Below are 15,752 nucleotides of genomic sequence, written 5' to 3'. Positions count from 1 at the left end.
GCGCATGGATGGTCCGGACTTCGATCTCGACTTCAAGCCTGCCCATGGCGAGGCGGTGACGGTGGCGGACGACGTGCAGCGCATCACCGTCAACAATCCCGGTCCCTTCACCTTCCATGGCACCAACAGCTATATCGTCGGCAAAAAATCCGTCGCGGTGATCGATCCGGGGCCGGAGGACGAGGCGCATTTCCAGGCGCTGATGGCGGCGCTTGACGGTCGCGAGGTCACCCATATCGCCGTCAGCCACACGCACCGCGACCACGCGCCGCTGGCCCGCCGGCTGAAGGCTGCGACCGGGGCGCTTGTTGTCGCCGAAGGACCGCACCGGGCTGCACGGCTGCTGCATGCGGGCGAGATCAATCCGTTCGCCGAAAGCTCGGACATGGATTTCGCGCCGGATATCGCGCTGGCCGATGGCGAGACGATTGCGGGCGACGGCTGGTCGCTGACCGCGCTTCTGACGCCCGGCCACACCGCCAACCATGCGGCTTTCGCTCTCGGCAAGCCTGACGACACCGGCATCGTCTTTTCCGCCGATCACGTCATGGCCTGGGCGACTTCGATCGTCGCGCCGCCGGACGGATCGATGACCGACTATATGGCGTCGCTGGAAAAGCTGCTCGGCCGCGACGACCGGCTCTACCTGCCCGGCCATGGCGGCCCGGTGAAGGAGCCTGCCGCGTTTCTCAGGGGCCTTCGGGCGCACCGGCGCATGCGCGAGCGCGCCGTGCTGGAACGGGTGCGCGCTGGCGATGCGTTTATTCCGGAGATGGTGAAAGTCATCTACGCGACCACCGATCCGCGGCTGCATGGCGCCGCCGCGCTGTCGGTCTTTGCCCATCTGGAAGACCTGCTCGAACGCGGTCAGGTCGAGACCGATGGCCCGCCGTCGCTGACCGGCGCCTACCGCCTGGCGCCCGGAGGGGCTACCTGATGCAATCCCGCCCGGCCTACAGCTATCGCAACGATCCGTCGGTGCCTGCCTTTGCCGACGACCACCCGATCATCGTCTTTGACGGCGAATGCATCTTCTGCTCCGGCTGGGTGAACTTCGTTCTGCGCCACGACCGGCAGGGCCGCTACCGCTTCATCACCGCGCAATCGCCGCTCGGCGAGGCGCTCTACCGGCACTACGGCCTCGATAGCCGCAACTACGAGACCAACATCCTGATTGAGGACGGCTGCGCCCTTCTGAAATCGGAGGGATCGCTGCGCATGGCCGCCGGGCTCGGCTTTCCCTGGAATCTCGCCAATGTGCTGCGGATTATCCCGAGGGCCCTGCGCGATCCGCTCTACGAACTGGTGGCGCGCAATCGCTACCGGATCGCCGGCCGCCGCAATGCCTGCTTCGTGCCGACACCGGAGCACCGCAGCCGGTTCCTTGCATGAGCGCCGAGCGGCTGCGCATCCTCATCCTCGGCGGCTACGGCACGTTCGGCGGCAGGCTGGCGCGGCTGCTTGCCGACGAGCCACGGCTTTTATTGGAGAGATGATCGACGCCAAGGCGACGCTGGAGCCTGTGATGATGGATCGCAGCGGCGACTCAGGCCCTCTGTTGTCGGCCCTCAATCCCGATCTCCTCATCGATGCCCCCGGGCCGTTTCAGGATGCCGGACCCGATCCGTATCATCTGGTCAAAACCTGTATTGCGCTTGGCGTCTGCTATCTCGATCTCGCCGATGCGACAGCCTTCGTCGCCGGCATCTCCAGCTTCGATGACGCGGCAAAGGAAAGCGGCGGCTTCGTCCTCTCCGGCTGCAGCAGCTTTCCCGCCCTTTCCTTCGCGGCGCTCGCCGCCTTGAAACCGGGATTTGCCGATATCGAGACGGTCACGTCGGGCATCGCCCCCTCGCCCAAAGTCCGCATGGGCCTGAACGTCGTCAAGGCGGTCTCCAGCTATGCCGGCAAGCCGGTGGCGCTTCTGCATGACGGCAAACCGGCAACCGGTCACGGCTTGATGGATGGCATGCGCCAGACGATTGCGCCGCCGGGCAGCATCCCCTTGAACAGCCGCCGCTTCGCCCTTGTCGACGCGCCGGATCTTGTCCTGTTGCCACGGGCGTTGCCGGGGTTGAAATCCACCTTCACCGGCGCCGGCACCGAGCCACAGATATTGCAACGGCTGCTCGGTCTCTGCGGCTGGCTGGTGCGGCTCAAACTGCTGCCGTCATTGTCGCCATTCGCACCGCTATTTCGTCGAGTGTCGCAGCGTCTGGGCTTCGGCGAACATCGTGGCGGCATGTTCGTCGCGGTTACGGGCGCTGCGATCGATGGCAGCAGGCTGGCGCGGTCCTGGCATCTCATTGCCGAAGGCGACGACGGTCCCTTCATTCCGGCAATGGCGGCGGAGGCGATCGTTCGCGGCTGGCTTTCGGGCCGGAAACCGCAACCCGGTGCACGCCCGGCGGCAGGCGAACTGACGCTCGCGGATTTCGCGCCGCTGTTTTCGCGCTTTTCGATCCACTCCGGCATCCGGGACGACAGCCCATCCGAGGAGAACACCCCGCTCTATCGGCGCATGCTGGCCGGCGCCTGGGATAGTTTGCCGCCTGCGGTCGCCGCCATGCACGACAGCACCGTGACACGCACCGTCGAAGGACGCGCCAGGGTCGAGCGCGGCACCGGCCTGGCTGCCCGGATCACCGCCGCGATCATCGGCTTTCCCACTGACAATCCCGACATCCCGGTCAGCGTCCGCTTCGAATGCGCCGATGGCCGCGAGACCTGGATCCGCACATTCGGGGAGACCTCCTTCCGCAGCGTCCAATCCGCCGCCAGCGGTCGCGACACGTATCTGCTGGCTGAGGATTTCGGGCCTTTTCGCGTGCTGATCGCGCTGGTGCCCGACAAGGGCCGCCTGCGACTGGTGATCCGCGGCTGGCGTTTCCTCGGCCTGCCGCTGCCGCTGTTTCTGGCACCGGGCGGCGAGACTTTCGAGGAAGAACGGGACGGCATCTTCCGGTTTCATGTCGAGATCACCAGTCCGCTGACCGGCCTGATCGTACGATACACGGGCTGGCTCCGTCCTCCCGGCTGAACCGTTCGGCGCTGCCGTCCAAAAATGTTCTGCGCCCGACATCGCGCTGCAAGGTCAAAAGCAGGATGACGTCCATCCAGAGTGTCAGGATCGTGCCCATCGCCATCATTCCCTTCAAATCCATCGATGCGGCAGTCTGATCCCGCTTGCCCATGGCCGACAAACGAGCTTATTGTCCCCTTCGAATGACTTGAGGTTATGCAATGAAACGCGGACGCTTGCCGTTGACGGCCCTGCGCAGCTTCGAGGCGGCGGGAAGGCTGGAGAGCTTTACACTGGCGGCGGAAGAACTGTTCGTCTCGCAAGCGGCGATCAGCCGGCAGGTGCGTGAACTGGAAGCGCTGTTGGGAACGGCGCTGTTCACGCGGCATCACCGGAAAGTGCGCCTCAGCGCCGAAGGCGCGCGACTGCTCGAAACGCTGGCCGAAGCCTTCGACAGCGTGGATGCCCGACTTGAAGAAATCCGCTCCGCCAAGGTCAACGCGCTTCTGACTGTCAATGCCGAGCCGGCTTTCGCCGCTTGCTGGCTGGTGCCGCATCTGGCGGATTTTCGCGCGCTTCACCCGAAGATCGACGTTTCGGTCGAATCCGAGGCCCGGCTGGTCGAATTTCGCGGCAATGCGGCAGAACTCGCCATCCGTCACAGCGCCCAAGCCTCCTCCTGGCCCCGCGCCCAAGCCCGTCACCTCTGCGACGTGGCGATGGTACCGGTCGTATCGCCTGCGGTCCTGACACACCCGCCCCTTGAGACGCCACAGGACCTGTTGTCCTATACGCTGCTGCACGAGGAAAACCGCGATGTCTGGACCCGCTGGTTTTCCGCCGCCGGACTGACGCCCGGCGCGGGCCGATCTTCGCCGATTGCGCGCTGGCGCTACAGGCCGCCCTGCGCGGCCACGGCGTTGCCCTCGTCGATGCCGTGCTGGCCCGGGACGATCTCGACGGCGGGCGCGTCATCCAGCCATTCGATCTGTCGATTCCCCACGGCGCCTACTTTCTGGTGGCGCGCGAGTTCGATCATCTGTCGCCGGAAGCCTCAGCCTTCGTCGAATGGATCGGCGGCTGTTTTGCCGGACCGACGGTCTGACGGCCGCAATCAGTCTCCGGCGATGCCGAGCAACTCCGCATCGAGCGCATGCAGGAACTGATCGGCGAAGGCGGCGCCGAGGCCAAGGTCGTGTGCGCCGTAGCGCGAGGCCACGCGCATGTCGACAAAGGTGGTTTCCGCCTCTTCCCGAAGCCGGATCAGCACATCAAAGCGAAAGCCGACGATCAGGGTGCGCCATTCGCCCTGCACGAGGATATCGGAGGAACGCCGCCCCGGGCGCATGTCGCCCGGAACCATCTCCGGGCGCGACAGCGGGATCGGCACGTCGTCCGGCTCGCTGTCGGCCGTGGCGGCATCCGAGGGCTTGACGACCATGTCTTCGAGATCAGCCTCGGCGTTCTCCTCGCCTTCCTGCGCAACGATGCTGATGCCGGTCTTCTCCGCGACGATCTTCACACCCTGGAACACGCGGTCGAGCGCGCCGTCATACCGGCGACCGGTCAGGCCCGGATAGGCGACGATCTGCGCTTCCCGGTCCTCCGGCGTCACCTCACGCGGGCGCTTCAGCCAGCCCTGCTCGGCCTCCGGCGGCTTGATCCAGGGCGGCGGGGTTACCGTATCGGTACTGACATCGTAGATCGCCGGCTTGGAGAAATATTCGTTGAGCGCAAGGCCGGCCGAGCCGATCGGCACCACCGCATAGACCAGGGCCACGAACGAGGCGACGCCGCCGACGGCGGCCACCTGCCAGAGCCTGACGAAGCCGATGACCGAAAGCAGCACTGCAAACGCCGCAAGACCCGCCGAAAACAGCCCGAGCACCACGAAATGCGGCGTCACCAGCGGCCCGAAGCGATGCGCCAGCAGGGCGGCGACGAAGAGACCGAAGGCAAAGCGGGCGATCCGGCGCGCCCAGCGGGCGGCGAGAGACGTGGGGCGCTCATACTTGATCATCATCTGGCAGAATCAATCCCTTGGCCCGGACGCGGAAACCTCTCTCCTGTTTAGAGCATGATGCGGAACAGTGTGAAGCGGTTTTCGGCAAGTCGATGGAGGTCGAGCGAATGCTCGGCCAAGTGCATGCAAGTATTGGCGGCCAAGGCGTGCCGCAAATTCGCCATTCTCCTTGACCATGTCTTAACGACGGGGGCGGCGGTGTTTTCCGATCCATGCGGCGTTGGACCGGCTTGCACAGATATCAGGATTTCCAGACACTCGGGAGACACTTGTCTTTCCAGTTGCCTGAAAGGAGAGTGAACGTGCTATCATCCGAACCCAAAACGACGGCGCCATCGTCGGTCACCCAGACGGCGGCGCCGGTTTCAGACGCCGGCTTGACGATGGAACTGCTTGAACTGGAGCTTTCGCTCGACGGCTTCACGACAGGCCCGGACGGCTTCGCCGCCCATGTCCGCGCCGCAGCTTCCGCGATCGACGGTGCCTTCCTGTTCGAACTGCCGGCATCCGGCCTGATTGACGATTGCGACCGGATCGCGGTCCTGCGCATTCCGCAGCAGAATGGCGGCGCTGCGATGGCGACGATCTTTGCCTGCCTGGAGACCGACGGCGCCACGATCCGCATCGAGACGCCCGACGAGAAGACGGCGGACCTGAAGAATTTCGCTGAAGCCTTTGTGGATGTGCTGCAACGTATCTGATAGACGGATCCGGTCTGCAAAACGTTACAAGGTTCGAGCATGCATATCCGAAAAACCCTGTCGCTTGTGGCCATTGGCGCAATCCTTGGCGGTTGCGTGACGATGACGCCGGAGGAGCGCCGTGCTGCCGACGAAAAAACCTGCATGTCCTACGGTTTTCGCCGCAACACCGACGCTCTCGCCACCTGCCTGCAGCGCATCGATCTCGACCGCCGCGCTGAATCACGGTCGTTTCGGTATGGCGGCAATGATACGATGATGTGGGGCTGGAACAGGCCGGTCGTCGTCCGCTGACATAGCCCCCTTCCCCTCCAGCAAGAAAATTCCCCGTTCAGCGCAAAATGGCGCAGGCTTTTGCTTTGGCAACGGCAATTGCCGCCTATGATACGGAAGACATCGATCGGGGGATTTTCCATGAAAGCCGTGCTGAACATACTCTGCGCCCTCTTCATCTTCACCGCTGCGCCCGCGTTTGCCGCGGAACGCTGGCAGGAGCTGCCCGATCCGGCGCCCTTGCCGCAGGCGACGAAGACAGGCGCCGCTCCGGTCAACGGCATCGAGCTGCATTACTCGGTGTTTGGCTCCGGCCCGCCGGTGCTTCTCATCCATGGCGGCCTTGGCTACAGCGACGTCTGGGGCGCCCAGGTAGCCGACCTCTCCAAAGACCATACCGTCATCGTCGCCGACAGCCGTGGTCACGGCCGCTCCACCCGCAATGCCGAGCCCTACAGCTACGACCTGATGTCGTCGGACTATCTGGCTCTGCTCGATTACCTGAAGATCGACAAGACGACGATTGTCGGCTGGAGCGACGGCGGCATCATCGGTCTCGATATCGCCATCCACCACCCGGAGCGGCTGACGAAGCTGTTCGCACAGGCCGCCAATTCCAAGGTCGATGGCGTCATTCCGACAGTGATGGAGAACAAGACCTTTGCCGCCTACATTGAAAAAGCCGGCGAGGTTTACAAGAAAATTTCCCCGACGCCGACCGAGTACGGCGCCTTCGTCACCCAGATCAGCGGCATGTGGGCGAGCCAGCCGAACTGGAGCGACGACGACCTGAAAAAGATCACAACGCCGACGGCGATCGTTCTCGGCGATCACGACGAGGCGATCAGCCGCGAACATACGGATTACCTGGCCAGGACCATTCCAGGGGCGAAGCTCGTCATCCTCGAAAACGCCAGCCATTTTGCCATGCTGCAGGACCCGGAGGGGTACAACAAGGCGGTGCGGGATTTTATCGACAATTAGGGGGATGAAACCTGGAACAGCTAGGCACCAGTTCCCCCCGACACTTAGAAAGCCTTGGGCAAACCAGCTTGTTTCAGGGTTTCTTTGGCGGTATGGCGTGATTTCACACCGTGATCGACAGTGAAATGCCGCTATGAAACAGGACTGAACCAAATTTCATGATCACCCGTGCCGGGCCTCACATAGTGACAACCGGCTTTGGTCAACAGATCCTTGAGGTCGCGCAGATAGCTGGACATCGGCGATCAGAAATGCGGGTTCGCAACTCTGGTCAAATGCTCGGACATGATGTGAACCGGAATTTCCTGCAGGTCCGACGATATGTCGTTCAGTTCCAGCAGGTCGGAAATCGCGGCCAGAACCTTTGGCTCCAACAGTTCCATCGTGTCCGCTTCGACGGCTAGGCCATCAATATCCGTACTCGTCGCCACCCGTACCTTCGCCTCGTCATCCCATGCTGCTCGAACGATGATCGAGACGTGCTTCATGGGAGTTTCCTTAAACAACCGGACGCCGACATTAGCGCCCACTGGTAAAATATAGCGTTTCCTGAGTCAATTTTCAGTACCACCCTCACCCCTTGCCGTTGATCGCCGCCTGCGCGGCCGCAAGCCTTGCGATGGGCACGCGGAAGGGCGAGCAGGAGACATAATCGAGGCCGGTTTCCTCGCAAAAGCGGATCGAGGCGGGGTCGCCGCCATGTTCGCCGCAGATGCCAAGTTTCAGGCCATTCTTGGTGCGGCGGCCGCGTTCGGCGGCGATCTGGATGAGTTCGCCGACGCCATCGAAATCGAGCGAGACGAACGGGTCCTTCTCGACGATGCCCTTCTGGATATAGGTGTTCAAGAACTGGGCGGCATCATCGCGCGAAATGCCGAAGGTGGTCTGCGTCAGGTCATTGGTGCCGAAGGAAAAGAAATCGGCGCTCTCGGCAATCACATGGGCGCGAAGGGCGGCGCGCGGCAGCTCGATCATCGTGCCGACGAGATATTCGATCTCGATGCCCGCCTCGCCGATGACCTCCCTGGCGACCGCGTCGATACAGGCCTTGACATAATCGAGCTCCGACTTGAGGCCGACCAGCGGCACCATGATCTCCGGCACGACGGGAGCGCCGGTTTCGCGGGCGGCCTCGACCGCCGCCTCGAAGATGGCGCGGGCCTGCATCTCGGCGATTTCCGGATAGGAAATTGCCAGCCGGCAGCCGCGATGGCCGAGCATCGGATTGAACTCATGCAGCGCATCGACACGCTGGCGCAGTTCCGCCGGATCCATGCCGAGAACGGCTGAGACATCGGCGATCTCCTCGTCGGTCTTCGGCAGGAACTCGTGCAGCGGCGGATCGAGCAGGCGGATGGTGACCGGCAAGCCGTGCATGATCGAGAACAGTTCGACGAAGTCGGAGCGCTGCATCGGCAAAAGCTTGGCGAGCGACACCCGCCGCCCGGCCTCGTCGGCGGCAAGGATCATCTCGCGCATGACATTGATGCGCTCGCCCTCGAAGAACATATGCTCGGTGCGGCAGAGCCCGATGCCTTCGGCGCCGAACGAGCGGGCGGCGCGGGCGTCGGCCGGGGTCTCGGCATTGGTGCGCACGGTCATGCGGCGGCTTTGATCCGCCCAGGCCATGATCTTGCCGAAATCGCCGGAGAGTTCCGGCTGGATCATCGGTATTTCGCCTTTGAGCACCTGCCCGGACGAGCCGTCGATGGTGATGACATCACCCTTTTTCAGCGTCATGCCGGCGGCGATCAACAGTTCGTTGCGGGCATCGACGCGCAGGTTGCCCGCGCCGGACACGCAGGGTATTCCCATGCCGCGTGCCACCACGGCCGCGTGGCTGGTCATGCCGCCGCGGCAGGTGAGAATGCCTTCGGCCGCATGCATGCCGTGAATGTCTTCCGGGCTGGTCTCGACGCGCACGAGGATGACCTTGCGGCCTTCCTTCTGCGCCAATACCGCCTCTTCGGAGGTGAAGACGATCTCGCCTGTCGCAGCGCCCGGCGAGGCGGGCAGCCCGGAACCGATGATGTCGCGGCGGGCGCGCGGGTCGATGGTCGGGTGCAGCAGCTGGTCGAGCGAGGCAGGATCGATGCGGGTGACGGCCTGATCCCTGGTGATCGTGCGGGCTTCGGCCATATCGACGGCGATCCTCAGCGCCGCCTTGGCGGTGCGCTTGCCGGAGCGGGTCTGCAGCATCCAGAGCGTGCCGCGCTCGATGGTGAACTCCAGGTCCTGCATGTCGCGATAATGGCCTTCCAGCCGGGCGCAGATCTTCTGGAATTCCTCGAATGCCTCCGGCATCAGCTTTTCCAGCGACGGCTTGTCGGAGCCGGATGCGATGCGGGCGGCCTCGGTGATGTTCTGCGGCGTGCGGATGCCGGCGACGACATCCTCCCCTTGCGCGTTGACGAGGAACTCGCCGTAGAGCTCGTTCTCGCCGGTTGAAGGGTTTCGGGTGAAGGCGACGCCGGTGGCGGACGTGTTGCCGAGATTGCCGAACACCATGGCCTGCACGTTGACGGCAGTGCCCCAGGCGGCCGGAATATTGTGCAGATGCCGGTAGGTGACGGCGCGCGGGTTCATCCAGCTGGCAAAGACGGCACCAATGGCGCCCCATAATTGCACTTCCGGATCCTGCGGAAAGGCTTCACCGAGCTCTTCCTCGATCACCTGCTTGTAGAGCGAGATGACATGCTGCCATTCGACTGCGGAGAGATCGGTATCGTTTTCATGGCCGAGGCGCCCCTTCTCGTCCTCGAGGATTTCCTCGAAGATCTCATGGTCAAGGCCCATGACCACGTCGGCATACATCTGGATGAAGCGGCGATAGCTGTCCCAGGCAAAGCGCGCGTCGCCGGCGTCATGGCCGAGCGCCTGCACGGTCAAGTCGTTGAGACCGAGATTGAGGACGGTATCCATCATGCCCGGCATCGAGGCGCGCGCGCCGGAGCGGACCGACAGCAGCAGAGGATGCTGCGTATCGCCGAAGATACGGCCGGTGATCGCCTGCATCTTCTCGATGCCGGCCGACACCTGGCTCTTGAGTTCATCGGGAATGCTGCGGCCATCGGCATAATAGCGAACGCAGGCCTCGGTGATGATCGTCAGGCCCGGAGGGACCGGCAGGCCGAGATTGCTCATCTCTGCCAGGTTGGCACCCTTGCCGCCCAGAAGATCACGATCGCCCGCATTTCCCTCGGCTTCTCCCCCGCCGAAGGTATAAACCCACTTCATCATGCTATTTCTCCACCCGTTCGGCTCCCACCGAAGGTTACAGTATCCCTTTCGGGTTTAAAATGCATCGGCGGCGGAATTTTGCTGCATTGCAGCAAAATCGTGAGAAACTTGTCTCAGAAAGACGATGCGGGGTGCTCAGGCGGCGGTCCGGCTACGGCGCCACGTGCTCTTGCCGGATGCCTTTGCCAGATAAAGGGCGGTGTCGGCGGCGCTCATCAGTTCGTCGGGATCGAATCCGCTCTCGGGCGCAACCGCGATACCGATACTGACGCTGATGCCGATTTGCCGGTTTGCGATGGCAAATGGCTTTCCAAGTACGCTGATGCAGCGGTTTGCAACCTCCGCGGCCGTGGTGGCGGAAGCGTGCTGGAGAATGGCGAACTCATCGCCGCCGAGCCTTGCCACCAGATCGCCGGCGCGCAGCACCGATTTCAGCCGTTCGGCCACCTCTTTCAGGAGCATGTCGCCGGCAGCGTGACCAAAGGTGTCGTTGACCGGCTTGAAGCCGTCGAGATCGAGGTAGTGCACCGCCAGTTCCTCGCCGTCGCGCGCGGCAGTCTGGAGCGCGGATTCGAGCCTCTGGCGAAACCGCATGCGGTTGGGCAGGCCCGTCAGCGGATCATGATGGGCAAGATGGGTGGCGTGCGCCTCGGCGCGAACGCGGTCACTGACATCGGCTATGGTCAACAGCAGCCGCCGGGATGTTCCTTCGTTCAGGATGCGGACATAGATGAGTACGTGATGTTCGCCGCCGCTTGCCGTCTTCTGGCGCCAGACGGTGCGCGCCTCGCAATCTCCCTCAAGCCCGCGCAATGTGGTGCCAAGCCGTTCTCCTTCGGCCGGAGCATGGAAATCGGTAACGCGCTTTTCCAGCATAACCTCGGCCGCGAACCCGTAGAGCACCACCGCGGCGTGGTTCACCGCGAGGATATCGAGCGTGACCGCATCGCAGACCATCATCGGCATCGGGTTTGCGTCGAACAGAAGCCGGAACGATTCTTCGCGGCGCTTGAGGTCGGTAATGTCGATGCGCATGCCGATGGCGCCGCCATCCGGCGTGCGGCGGTCGTCATGGCGCAGCCAGCGCCCGTCGCGCAGCATCTGCTCATGCTGGGAGACCGGCATCATATGCCGCGCCATCCGTTCCTCCAGCCACGCCTCCGCGTCGTCCACGACCTCGGCGATCTTGCCGCTGGCAAGGCTGATTTTCAGAATATCCCGAAAAGCGATGCCGGGCCGCAGATGCGCGGCAATCTCCGGGTAAAGGGCCGCGTATTTCTCGTTCCACAGGACATAACGGTCCTCTGCGTCGAAGACGCAGGCAGCCTGCGGCAGCATGTCGATGATGAAACCCAGCCGCCGGTGCGCAGCTTTCGCCTCCGCCAAAGCCGCGTCGTTCTGCCGCTCAAGTTCGAGCCGCATCGATTCCAGCGCCTTCTCATCGATCAGGTCCCGGATGACGATACCGGTCAGATCGTCACCACCACTTGCAAACCGCACGAGGGAAAGTTCAACAGGGATGGCGCTGCCATCGTTGCGCAACAGCACGGTTTCGCGGCGGAAGGAATTGGCGGCCACCGTCGAGACGGAGTGCCATTCCGGCAGCATGCGCGAAACAGGCGTTCTGGCAATCGACGCGCCGGCGCCGGACATCGCAATCGCGGCCTCGTTGGCAAAGACGATGATGCCGCTCGCGTTCACGCACAGGGATGCGAAGGGAACGGCTCCCAGCAGCATCAACGCATCTGCGCCCGTGAAATCCGTCAAGTCCTCATATCCTCGGAAGCCGACATCCACCCCATCTACAAGAGATGCCCGGATTGTGCGCCGAGATGTGAAAGATTCCCTTACCGAGGCCGGGCTAGGGTTTTGTTGGCAACAACCGTCAATCGTTTGCGGCGACGGCGTCTGGATCGTTATCACCCGGCTTGACGATATCGGTGACGACGACCCTCGCCGCGATGCCTTCGCTCACGGCGGACAACCGGGTCCTTTCAGGGAATGGTGAAGAGAGCAGTGATGTGTTCCTGGACGCGCAGATATTCCAGCAGTTCCATCACGGGCAGCAAAACGATGAAAAACAGGGCGTCCCTCAAGGTCGATTGAAGCGTTCCAACGGTTATCCCGATTTGCGAAGGGGAGCGCATCAATGACAGCTTCGGCCAGAACAGCGGGGTGGCGTTCGCGTAACGGGAATATTGTGGACCGAACAGATGCTGGAGATAACGCGCTTCACGCTCCGCCGTCCAGCGAAAGATGCCAAATGCAACGAGCGGAACCGCGATTGCCACGAGCACCGAGCCAAACATCAGGCTGATCCCGAAAATTGCCACCACGGAGAAAAAATACAACGGGTTTCTGGTTATCGAGTAAGGCCCAGTTGTCACCAACTGATGGTTCTTTCGTCCGCCGATGTAGAGGATGCTCCACAACCGCCCGAAAACGCCGGCGAGAACCAAAAACGAACCACAAAGATCGAGAACGATGTCAAGATCACCCGCCTCATCGATGGAGGGCCGGGAAACACCCAGGACCAGCAATGAGACAATGGTAAAGAGCCAAAGCGACGCGATCCGTCTCTTTTGCAGGAAGGGTGCCGGCTGCAAGGGTTCATTCATCGGTTATTCTCCAGAATTCCTGTGGAACGCTTTTCGGTTCCAGCTTCGGCCGGGACACCTGGTTCAAGGATGTTGCCGTATGGCTGCGACTGTCGCGGAACACGCCCCCGTTACGCAGGAATGTTCGATCATCGGCCCTGAATGCCCAGGCCGACATTGCGAAAATAGGCCTCCAGCGCGGCCGTCTCGCCGGATGCAACAATTGCACCGACATAGCCGTCGGGACGCACAAGCAGCCAATCGCCGGGCGCGAGAGCGTAGGCGTCGCTGATGTGGCCACCCTCATCGGCGATATCGCCGCGCGGGCCGAATGTGTGGATATGCAGCCCGCAGCGTGGCGGGATGGCATCGCGCTCGACCTCATATCCAAGCAGCGTCCAGTGCGCGCCCTTGAACAGCTCGAACAGGCGCGTCGGCTGGCCGGCAGCGCCACGAACCGGCGCATCGGGTGCACGATCGCCCGACAGCAGATCCCGCTGGCGTTCCGGCTTTTCCATCATAAGCGGGGATTGGGGATAACCGATGTCGAGTTGGTGAACCTCTCGACCGCGCCGCATGTCGCCCTGTTTCGCGGCATCGAGCAGCTTGGTGGCGAGGCCCAGCATGCCGGCGGCGATCGGCCGGCGTTCCTCCTCGTAGCTGTCGAGCAGGATTTCGGGCGCTCCATCGGCCACCGCCGCCAGTTTCCAACCGAGATTGTAGGCGTCCTGCACGCTGGTGTTGAGACCCTGGCCGCCGGTCGGCGGATGAATATGGGCGGCGTCGCCGACGAGGAACACGCGGCCGACACGGTAGCGATCGGCCAGCCGCGCGTTCATGTTGAAGGCCGATGCCCACGACACCGACCGGATGAGAATGTCGTCGCGGCCGGTGCGTTCCGCCACCATGACGGTCAGCCCCTCGGCGGAGAGATCGACGTCACCTTCAAGCGGGATCGGCGCCTGCAACTGGAACATCCCGGTTCCGGCAAGCGGGCATAGCGCCATCTGCCGTTCCATCGACCCTTCGCTGAAGCGGTGCCACACATCGCGTCCCAGGCCCGTCAACATGACATCGGCCACGATGGCACGGGCGCCCAGCGTCTTGCCGGGAAAGCCGATATCGAGCGCGTGGCGCACGAAGCTGCGGCCACCATCCGCCCCGACCAGATAACGCACACGGATGGCCTCTTCGCCGGCCTTGCCGGCGATCCGCGCTGTGACGCCGCTCTTATCCTGTTCGAAACCGGTCAACTCAAAACCGAATTCCGGCCTGTGCCCGAGTTCGGCAAGCCGTTCCCGCATCACACCTTCGGTCAGGAACTGCGGCACCATCAGCGGGACATGATAGGGCTCGGCAGGCGTCGGCTCGCCATGCTCCATGACGTCGGTTACGGTGTAGCTGCCGTCGCCCCGATATTCCCGCTGTGGCGGATAGAGGCCGCCGGCCGCGACGATGCGGTCGACGATCCCCAGATCCTCGAATATCTCCTGCGTTCGCGGCTGGATGCCCTTGCCACGCGAGCCACGGAACGGATTGTCCATCTTCTCGATCAGGCGGAAGGATACGCCCCGGCGTGCCAAGTCTATTGCCAGCGTGAGACCGGCGGCGCCCGCGCCGCAGATCAGCACGTCCGTTGCAAATTCTTCTGTCATTGCCATCTCCATCTAAATGCGTGTATAATGCACATAACAGGAGGATGGATATGCCGTCAATAAATAGTGTGCAAAATACACATATTAACGATCAGATTCGCCGGCTTCATGGCGCGCTTCTCGATGTCGTCAGTGTCATGAACCGCCCCCAGCGCGACGAACAGATGGTGCGAGAAGCCGGCATATCGCTTGATCGTGCCCTGTTTCCGCTGCTTGTCGGCATAGAACGGCTCGGGCCGATCGGCGTTGTGGAGCTGGCCGACCGTGTGGGGCGCGATTACACCACCGTTAGCCGCCAGGTCGCCAAACTCGAAAGCCTCGATCTGGTGGAACGCCGCGGAAGTGCCGCCGACCGTCGCGTGCGCGAGGCGGTCATCAGCCCGAAAGGCAAGGCAATGACCGATCTCGTCGACACCGCCCGCGAAAGGATCGGCCAGGCCATTTTCAAAAGCTGGGATGCCCGCGACATCGACGAACTGGTGCGGCTGATGCGCAAATTTGCCGACGATATCGATCGGGATGTTACCGCCGATCCGGCGGAGTCATGAAGCGATAGGCCCGGAGCCTGAACCGCTTCGCCTTGCACCTACACGGCGCCTAGAAACGGGTTTTTGATGGTCACGCGACCGAAGACACGACCATGCTGGAGGTCCTCGCTGAACAGCGTTTCGCAGCCGGCTTCCATGGCGGCTGCGACGATGAGGGCGTCGGAGATCGTGAGGCCGTGATCGCGGGCCAGCGAAAGGGCAGCTTCGTGAAGTCGGGCGGTGAGCGGCACCACTTCGTCGAGCGCAATTTGGAATTGTTTCAGCGCCAGCTCGATCGTGTTCCAATCGTGCCGCATCTTTCTGCGTACAACATGCACGAACTCGTTTAAAACCTGCACACTGATAACCCCACCGTGCCGCAGACAGGCGGCGGCGGGGACTTTTCTCGGGTCATCCGACACGATGTAGACGAGAATATTCGTATCAAAGAAAGCCTTCACCGCTCATTTGCCTCTTCCCTGTCGAATTTATAGTCGGGAGGAAGCGGCAAATTAAAGGACGCAAGAGCGGCCAGCGCTGCCTTGCGACGATCATCCTTCTCAACAAGCAGCGTATTTTCCACGACATCGACCACCTTGATCTCGTCGCCCTCGACCAAGCCCATCTCCTCGACCAGCTTTTTCGGTAGCCGGACGGCCAGGCTGTTGCCCCATTTGGAAACCTGCATGCAAACCTCCATGATATACGTTTGAAAAAAGTATATCATAAG

Annotated in this window: 14 protein-coding genes and 3 pseudogenes; 8 read left to right on the top strand and 9 right to left on the bottom strand. The window is 62.6% G+C overall.

The window, feature by feature from the left end; genetic code table 11:
* Positions 1-4 precede the first annotated feature (4 nt).
* From J2Z75_RS15465 to J2Z75_RS15450, 4 genes and pseudogenes are all read left to right on the top strand, one after another.
* A complete protein-coding gene (locus J2Z75_RS15465; protein WP_209853654.1) occupies positions 5-937 on the top strand; it encodes an MBL fold metallo-hydrolase in 933 nt (310 codons plus the stop codon).
* Positions 937-1,392, top strand: coding sequence for a thiol-disulfide oxidoreductase DCC family protein (locus J2Z75_RS15460; RefSeq protein ID WP_209853653.1), 456 nt, complete (start codon positions 937-939; stop codon positions 1,390-1,392). Before J2Z75_RS15465 ends, J2Z75_RS15460 begins: the two co-directional genes overlap by 1 nt.
* Positions 1,389-3,040: pseudogene (locus J2Z75_RS15455) on the top strand (DUF4166 domain-containing protein). Before J2Z75_RS15460 ends, J2Z75_RS15455 begins: the two are co-directional and overlap by 4 nt.
* A 203-nt stretch (positions 3,041-3,243) precedes the next feature.
* A pseudogene (locus J2Z75_RS15450) lies at positions 3,244-4,127 on the top strand (LysR substrate-binding domain-containing protein).
* Between the two features lie 9 nt (positions 4,128-4,136).
* On the opposite strand, the gene J2Z75_RS15445 reads toward J2Z75_RS15450, so the two are convergent.
* Positions 4,137-5,045: a DUF1499 domain-containing protein gene (locus tag J2Z75_RS15445; protein ID WP_209853652.1), complete on the bottom strand. Its 909-nt coding sequence runs from the start codon at positions 5,043-5,045 to the stop codon at positions 4,137-4,139.
* A gap of 302 nt (positions 5,046-5,347) precedes the next feature.
* Here J2Z75_RS15445 and J2Z75_RS15440 point away from each other — a divergent pair, with 302 nt between their 5' ends.
* The 3 genes from J2Z75_RS15440 (at position 5,348) to J2Z75_RS15430 (ending at position 7,003) form a co-directional block, all read left to right on the top strand.
* On the top strand, positions 5,348-5,746 hold the full coding sequence (locus J2Z75_RS15440; protein WP_209853651.1) for a hypothetical protein: 399 nt from the start codon (positions 5,348-5,350) through the stop codon (positions 5,744-5,746).
* Between the two features lie 39 nt (positions 5,747-5,785).
* Complete coding sequence (locus J2Z75_RS15435) at positions 5,786-6,040, top strand: hypothetical protein (RefSeq protein WP_209853650.1); 255 nt, start codon at positions 5,786-5,788, stop codon at positions 6,038-6,040.
* 120 nt (positions 6,041-6,160) lie between these two features.
* The gene (locus J2Z75_RS15430) at positions 6,161-7,003 is read left to right on the top strand and encodes an alpha/beta fold hydrolase (RefSeq protein ID WP_209853649.1); all 843 of its coding nucleotides are present in this window, start codon (positions 6,161-6,163) and stop codon (positions 7,001-7,003) included.
* Between the two features lie 44 nt (positions 7,004-7,047).
* Here J2Z75_RS15430 and J2Z75_RS29235 read toward each other — a convergent pair.
* The 6 genes and pseudogenes from J2Z75_RS29235 to J2Z75_RS15405 form a co-directional block, all read right to left on the bottom strand.
* Positions 7,048-7,242 (bottom strand): annotated as a pseudogene (locus tag J2Z75_RS29235) (type II toxin-antitoxin system HicA family toxin).
* Between the two features lie 6 nt (positions 7,243-7,248).
* The gene (locus J2Z75_RS15425) at positions 7,249-7,491 is read right to left on the bottom strand and encodes a DUF1902 domain-containing protein (protein ID WP_209853648.1); all 243 of its coding nucleotides are present in this window, start codon (positions 7,489-7,491) and stop codon (positions 7,249-7,251) included.
* An 85-nt stretch (positions 7,492-7,576) separates the two neighbouring features.
* The gene (ppdK, locus tag J2Z75_RS15420) at positions 7,577-10,243 is read right to left on the bottom strand and encodes a pyruvate, phosphate dikinase (RefSeq protein WP_209853647.1); all 2,667 of its coding nucleotides are present in this window, start codon (positions 10,241-10,243) and stop codon (positions 7,577-7,579) included.
* Between the two features lie 135 nt (positions 10,244-10,378).
* Positions 10,379-12,010, bottom strand: a complete 1,632-nt coding sequence (locus J2Z75_RS15415) for a diguanylate cyclase domain-containing protein (RefSeq protein WP_234937362.1) — start codon at positions 12,008-12,010, stop codon at positions 10,379-10,381.
* 227 nt (positions 12,011-12,237) lie between these two features.
* A complete protein-coding gene (locus J2Z75_RS15410) occupies positions 12,238-12,861 on the bottom strand; it encodes a methyltransferase family protein (protein WP_209853646.1) in 624 nt (207 codons plus the stop codon).
* Positions 12,862-12,989: 128 nt separating this feature from the next.
* Complete coding sequence (locus tag J2Z75_RS15405) at positions 12,990-14,495, bottom strand: FAD-dependent oxidoreductase (protein ID WP_209853645.1); 1,506 nt, start codon at positions 14,493-14,495, stop codon at positions 12,990-12,992.
* Between the two features lie 50 nt (positions 14,496-14,545).
* Here J2Z75_RS15405 and J2Z75_RS15400 point away from each other — a divergent pair, with 50 nt between their 5' ends.
* The gene (locus J2Z75_RS15400) at positions 14,546-15,043 is read left to right on the top strand and encodes a MarR family winged helix-turn-helix transcriptional regulator (protein WP_209853644.1); all 498 of its coding nucleotides are present in this window, start codon (positions 14,546-14,548) and stop codon (positions 15,041-15,043) included.
* A 38-nt stretch (positions 15,044-15,081) separates the two neighbouring features.
* On the opposite strand, the gene J2Z75_RS15395 is transcribed toward J2Z75_RS15400, so the two are convergent.
* Positions 15,082-15,483 (bottom strand): PIN domain-containing protein, encoded by a 402-nt coding sequence (locus J2Z75_RS15395; protein WP_209853643.1) that lies wholly within the window; start codon positions 15,481-15,483, stop codon positions 15,082-15,084.
* Positions 15,480-15,710 carry an AbrB/MazE/SpoVT family DNA-binding domain-containing protein gene (locus J2Z75_RS15390; protein ID WP_209853642.1) on the bottom strand — a complete coding sequence of 77 codons (231 nt, stop codon included), beginning with the start codon at positions 15,708-15,710 and terminating at the stop codon, positions 15,480-15,482. Before J2Z75_RS15390 ends, J2Z75_RS15395 begins: the two co-directional genes overlap by 4 nt.
* Between the last annotated feature and the right edge of the window lie 42 nt (positions 15,711-15,752).

The organism is Rhizobium herbae (assembly GCF_017873135.1).
Taxonomy (GTDB): Bacteria; Pseudomonadota; Alphaproteobacteria; order Rhizobiales; family Rhizobiaceae; genus Pararhizobium; species Pararhizobium herbae.
The sequence above is the reverse complement of the archived record's forward strand: the minus strand, read 5'-3'. Positions and strand labels throughout refer to the sequence as shown.

What these genes read in the sequence shown, in the direction of transcription:
- J2Z75_RS15465 (WP_209853654.1), top strand. Translation starts at nt 5, where the DNA reads ATGGATGGTCCGGACTTCGATCTCGACTTCAAGCCTGCCCATGGCGAG.
- J2Z75_RS15460 (WP_209853653.1), top strand. Translation starts at nt 937, where the DNA reads ATGCAATCCCGCCCGGCCTACAGCTATCGCAACGATCCGTCGGTGCCT.
- J2Z75_RS15425 (WP_209853648.1), bottom strand. Translation starts at nt 7,491, where the DNA reads ATGAAGCACGTCTCGATCATCGTTCGAGCAGCATGGGATGACGAGGCG.
- J2Z75_RS15445 (WP_209853652.1), bottom strand. Translation starts at nt 5,045, where the DNA reads ATGATGATCAAGTATGAGCGCCCCACGTCTCTCGCCGCCCGCTGGGCG.
- J2Z75_RS15405 (WP_209853645.1), bottom strand. Translation starts at nt 14,495, where the DNA reads ATGACAGAAGAATTTGCAACGGACGTGCTGATCTGCGGCGCGGGCGCC.
- ppdK (WP_209853647.1), bottom strand. Translation starts at nt 10,243, where the DNA reads ATGATGAAGTGGGTTTATACCTTCGGCGGGGGAGAAGCCGAGGGAAAT.
- J2Z75_RS15410 (WP_209853646.1), bottom strand. Translation starts at nt 12,861, where the DNA reads ATGAATGAACCCTTGCAGCCGGCACCCTTCCTGCAAAAGAGACGGATC.
- J2Z75_RS15435 (WP_209853650.1), top strand. Translation starts at nt 5,786, where the DNA reads ATGCATATCCGAAAAACCCTGTCGCTTGTGGCCATTGGCGCAATCCTT.
- J2Z75_RS15390 (WP_209853642.1), bottom strand. Translation starts at nt 15,710, where the DNA reads ATGCAGGTTTCCAAATGGGGCAACAGCCTGGCCGTCCGGCTACCGAAA.
- J2Z75_RS15400 (WP_209853644.1), top strand. Translation starts at nt 14,546, where the DNA reads ATGCCGTCAATAAATAGTGTGCAAAATACACATATTAACGATCAGATT.
- J2Z75_RS15430 (WP_209853649.1), top strand. Translation starts at nt 6,161, where the DNA reads ATGAAAGCCGTGCTGAACATACTCTGCGCCCTCTTCATCTTCACCGCT.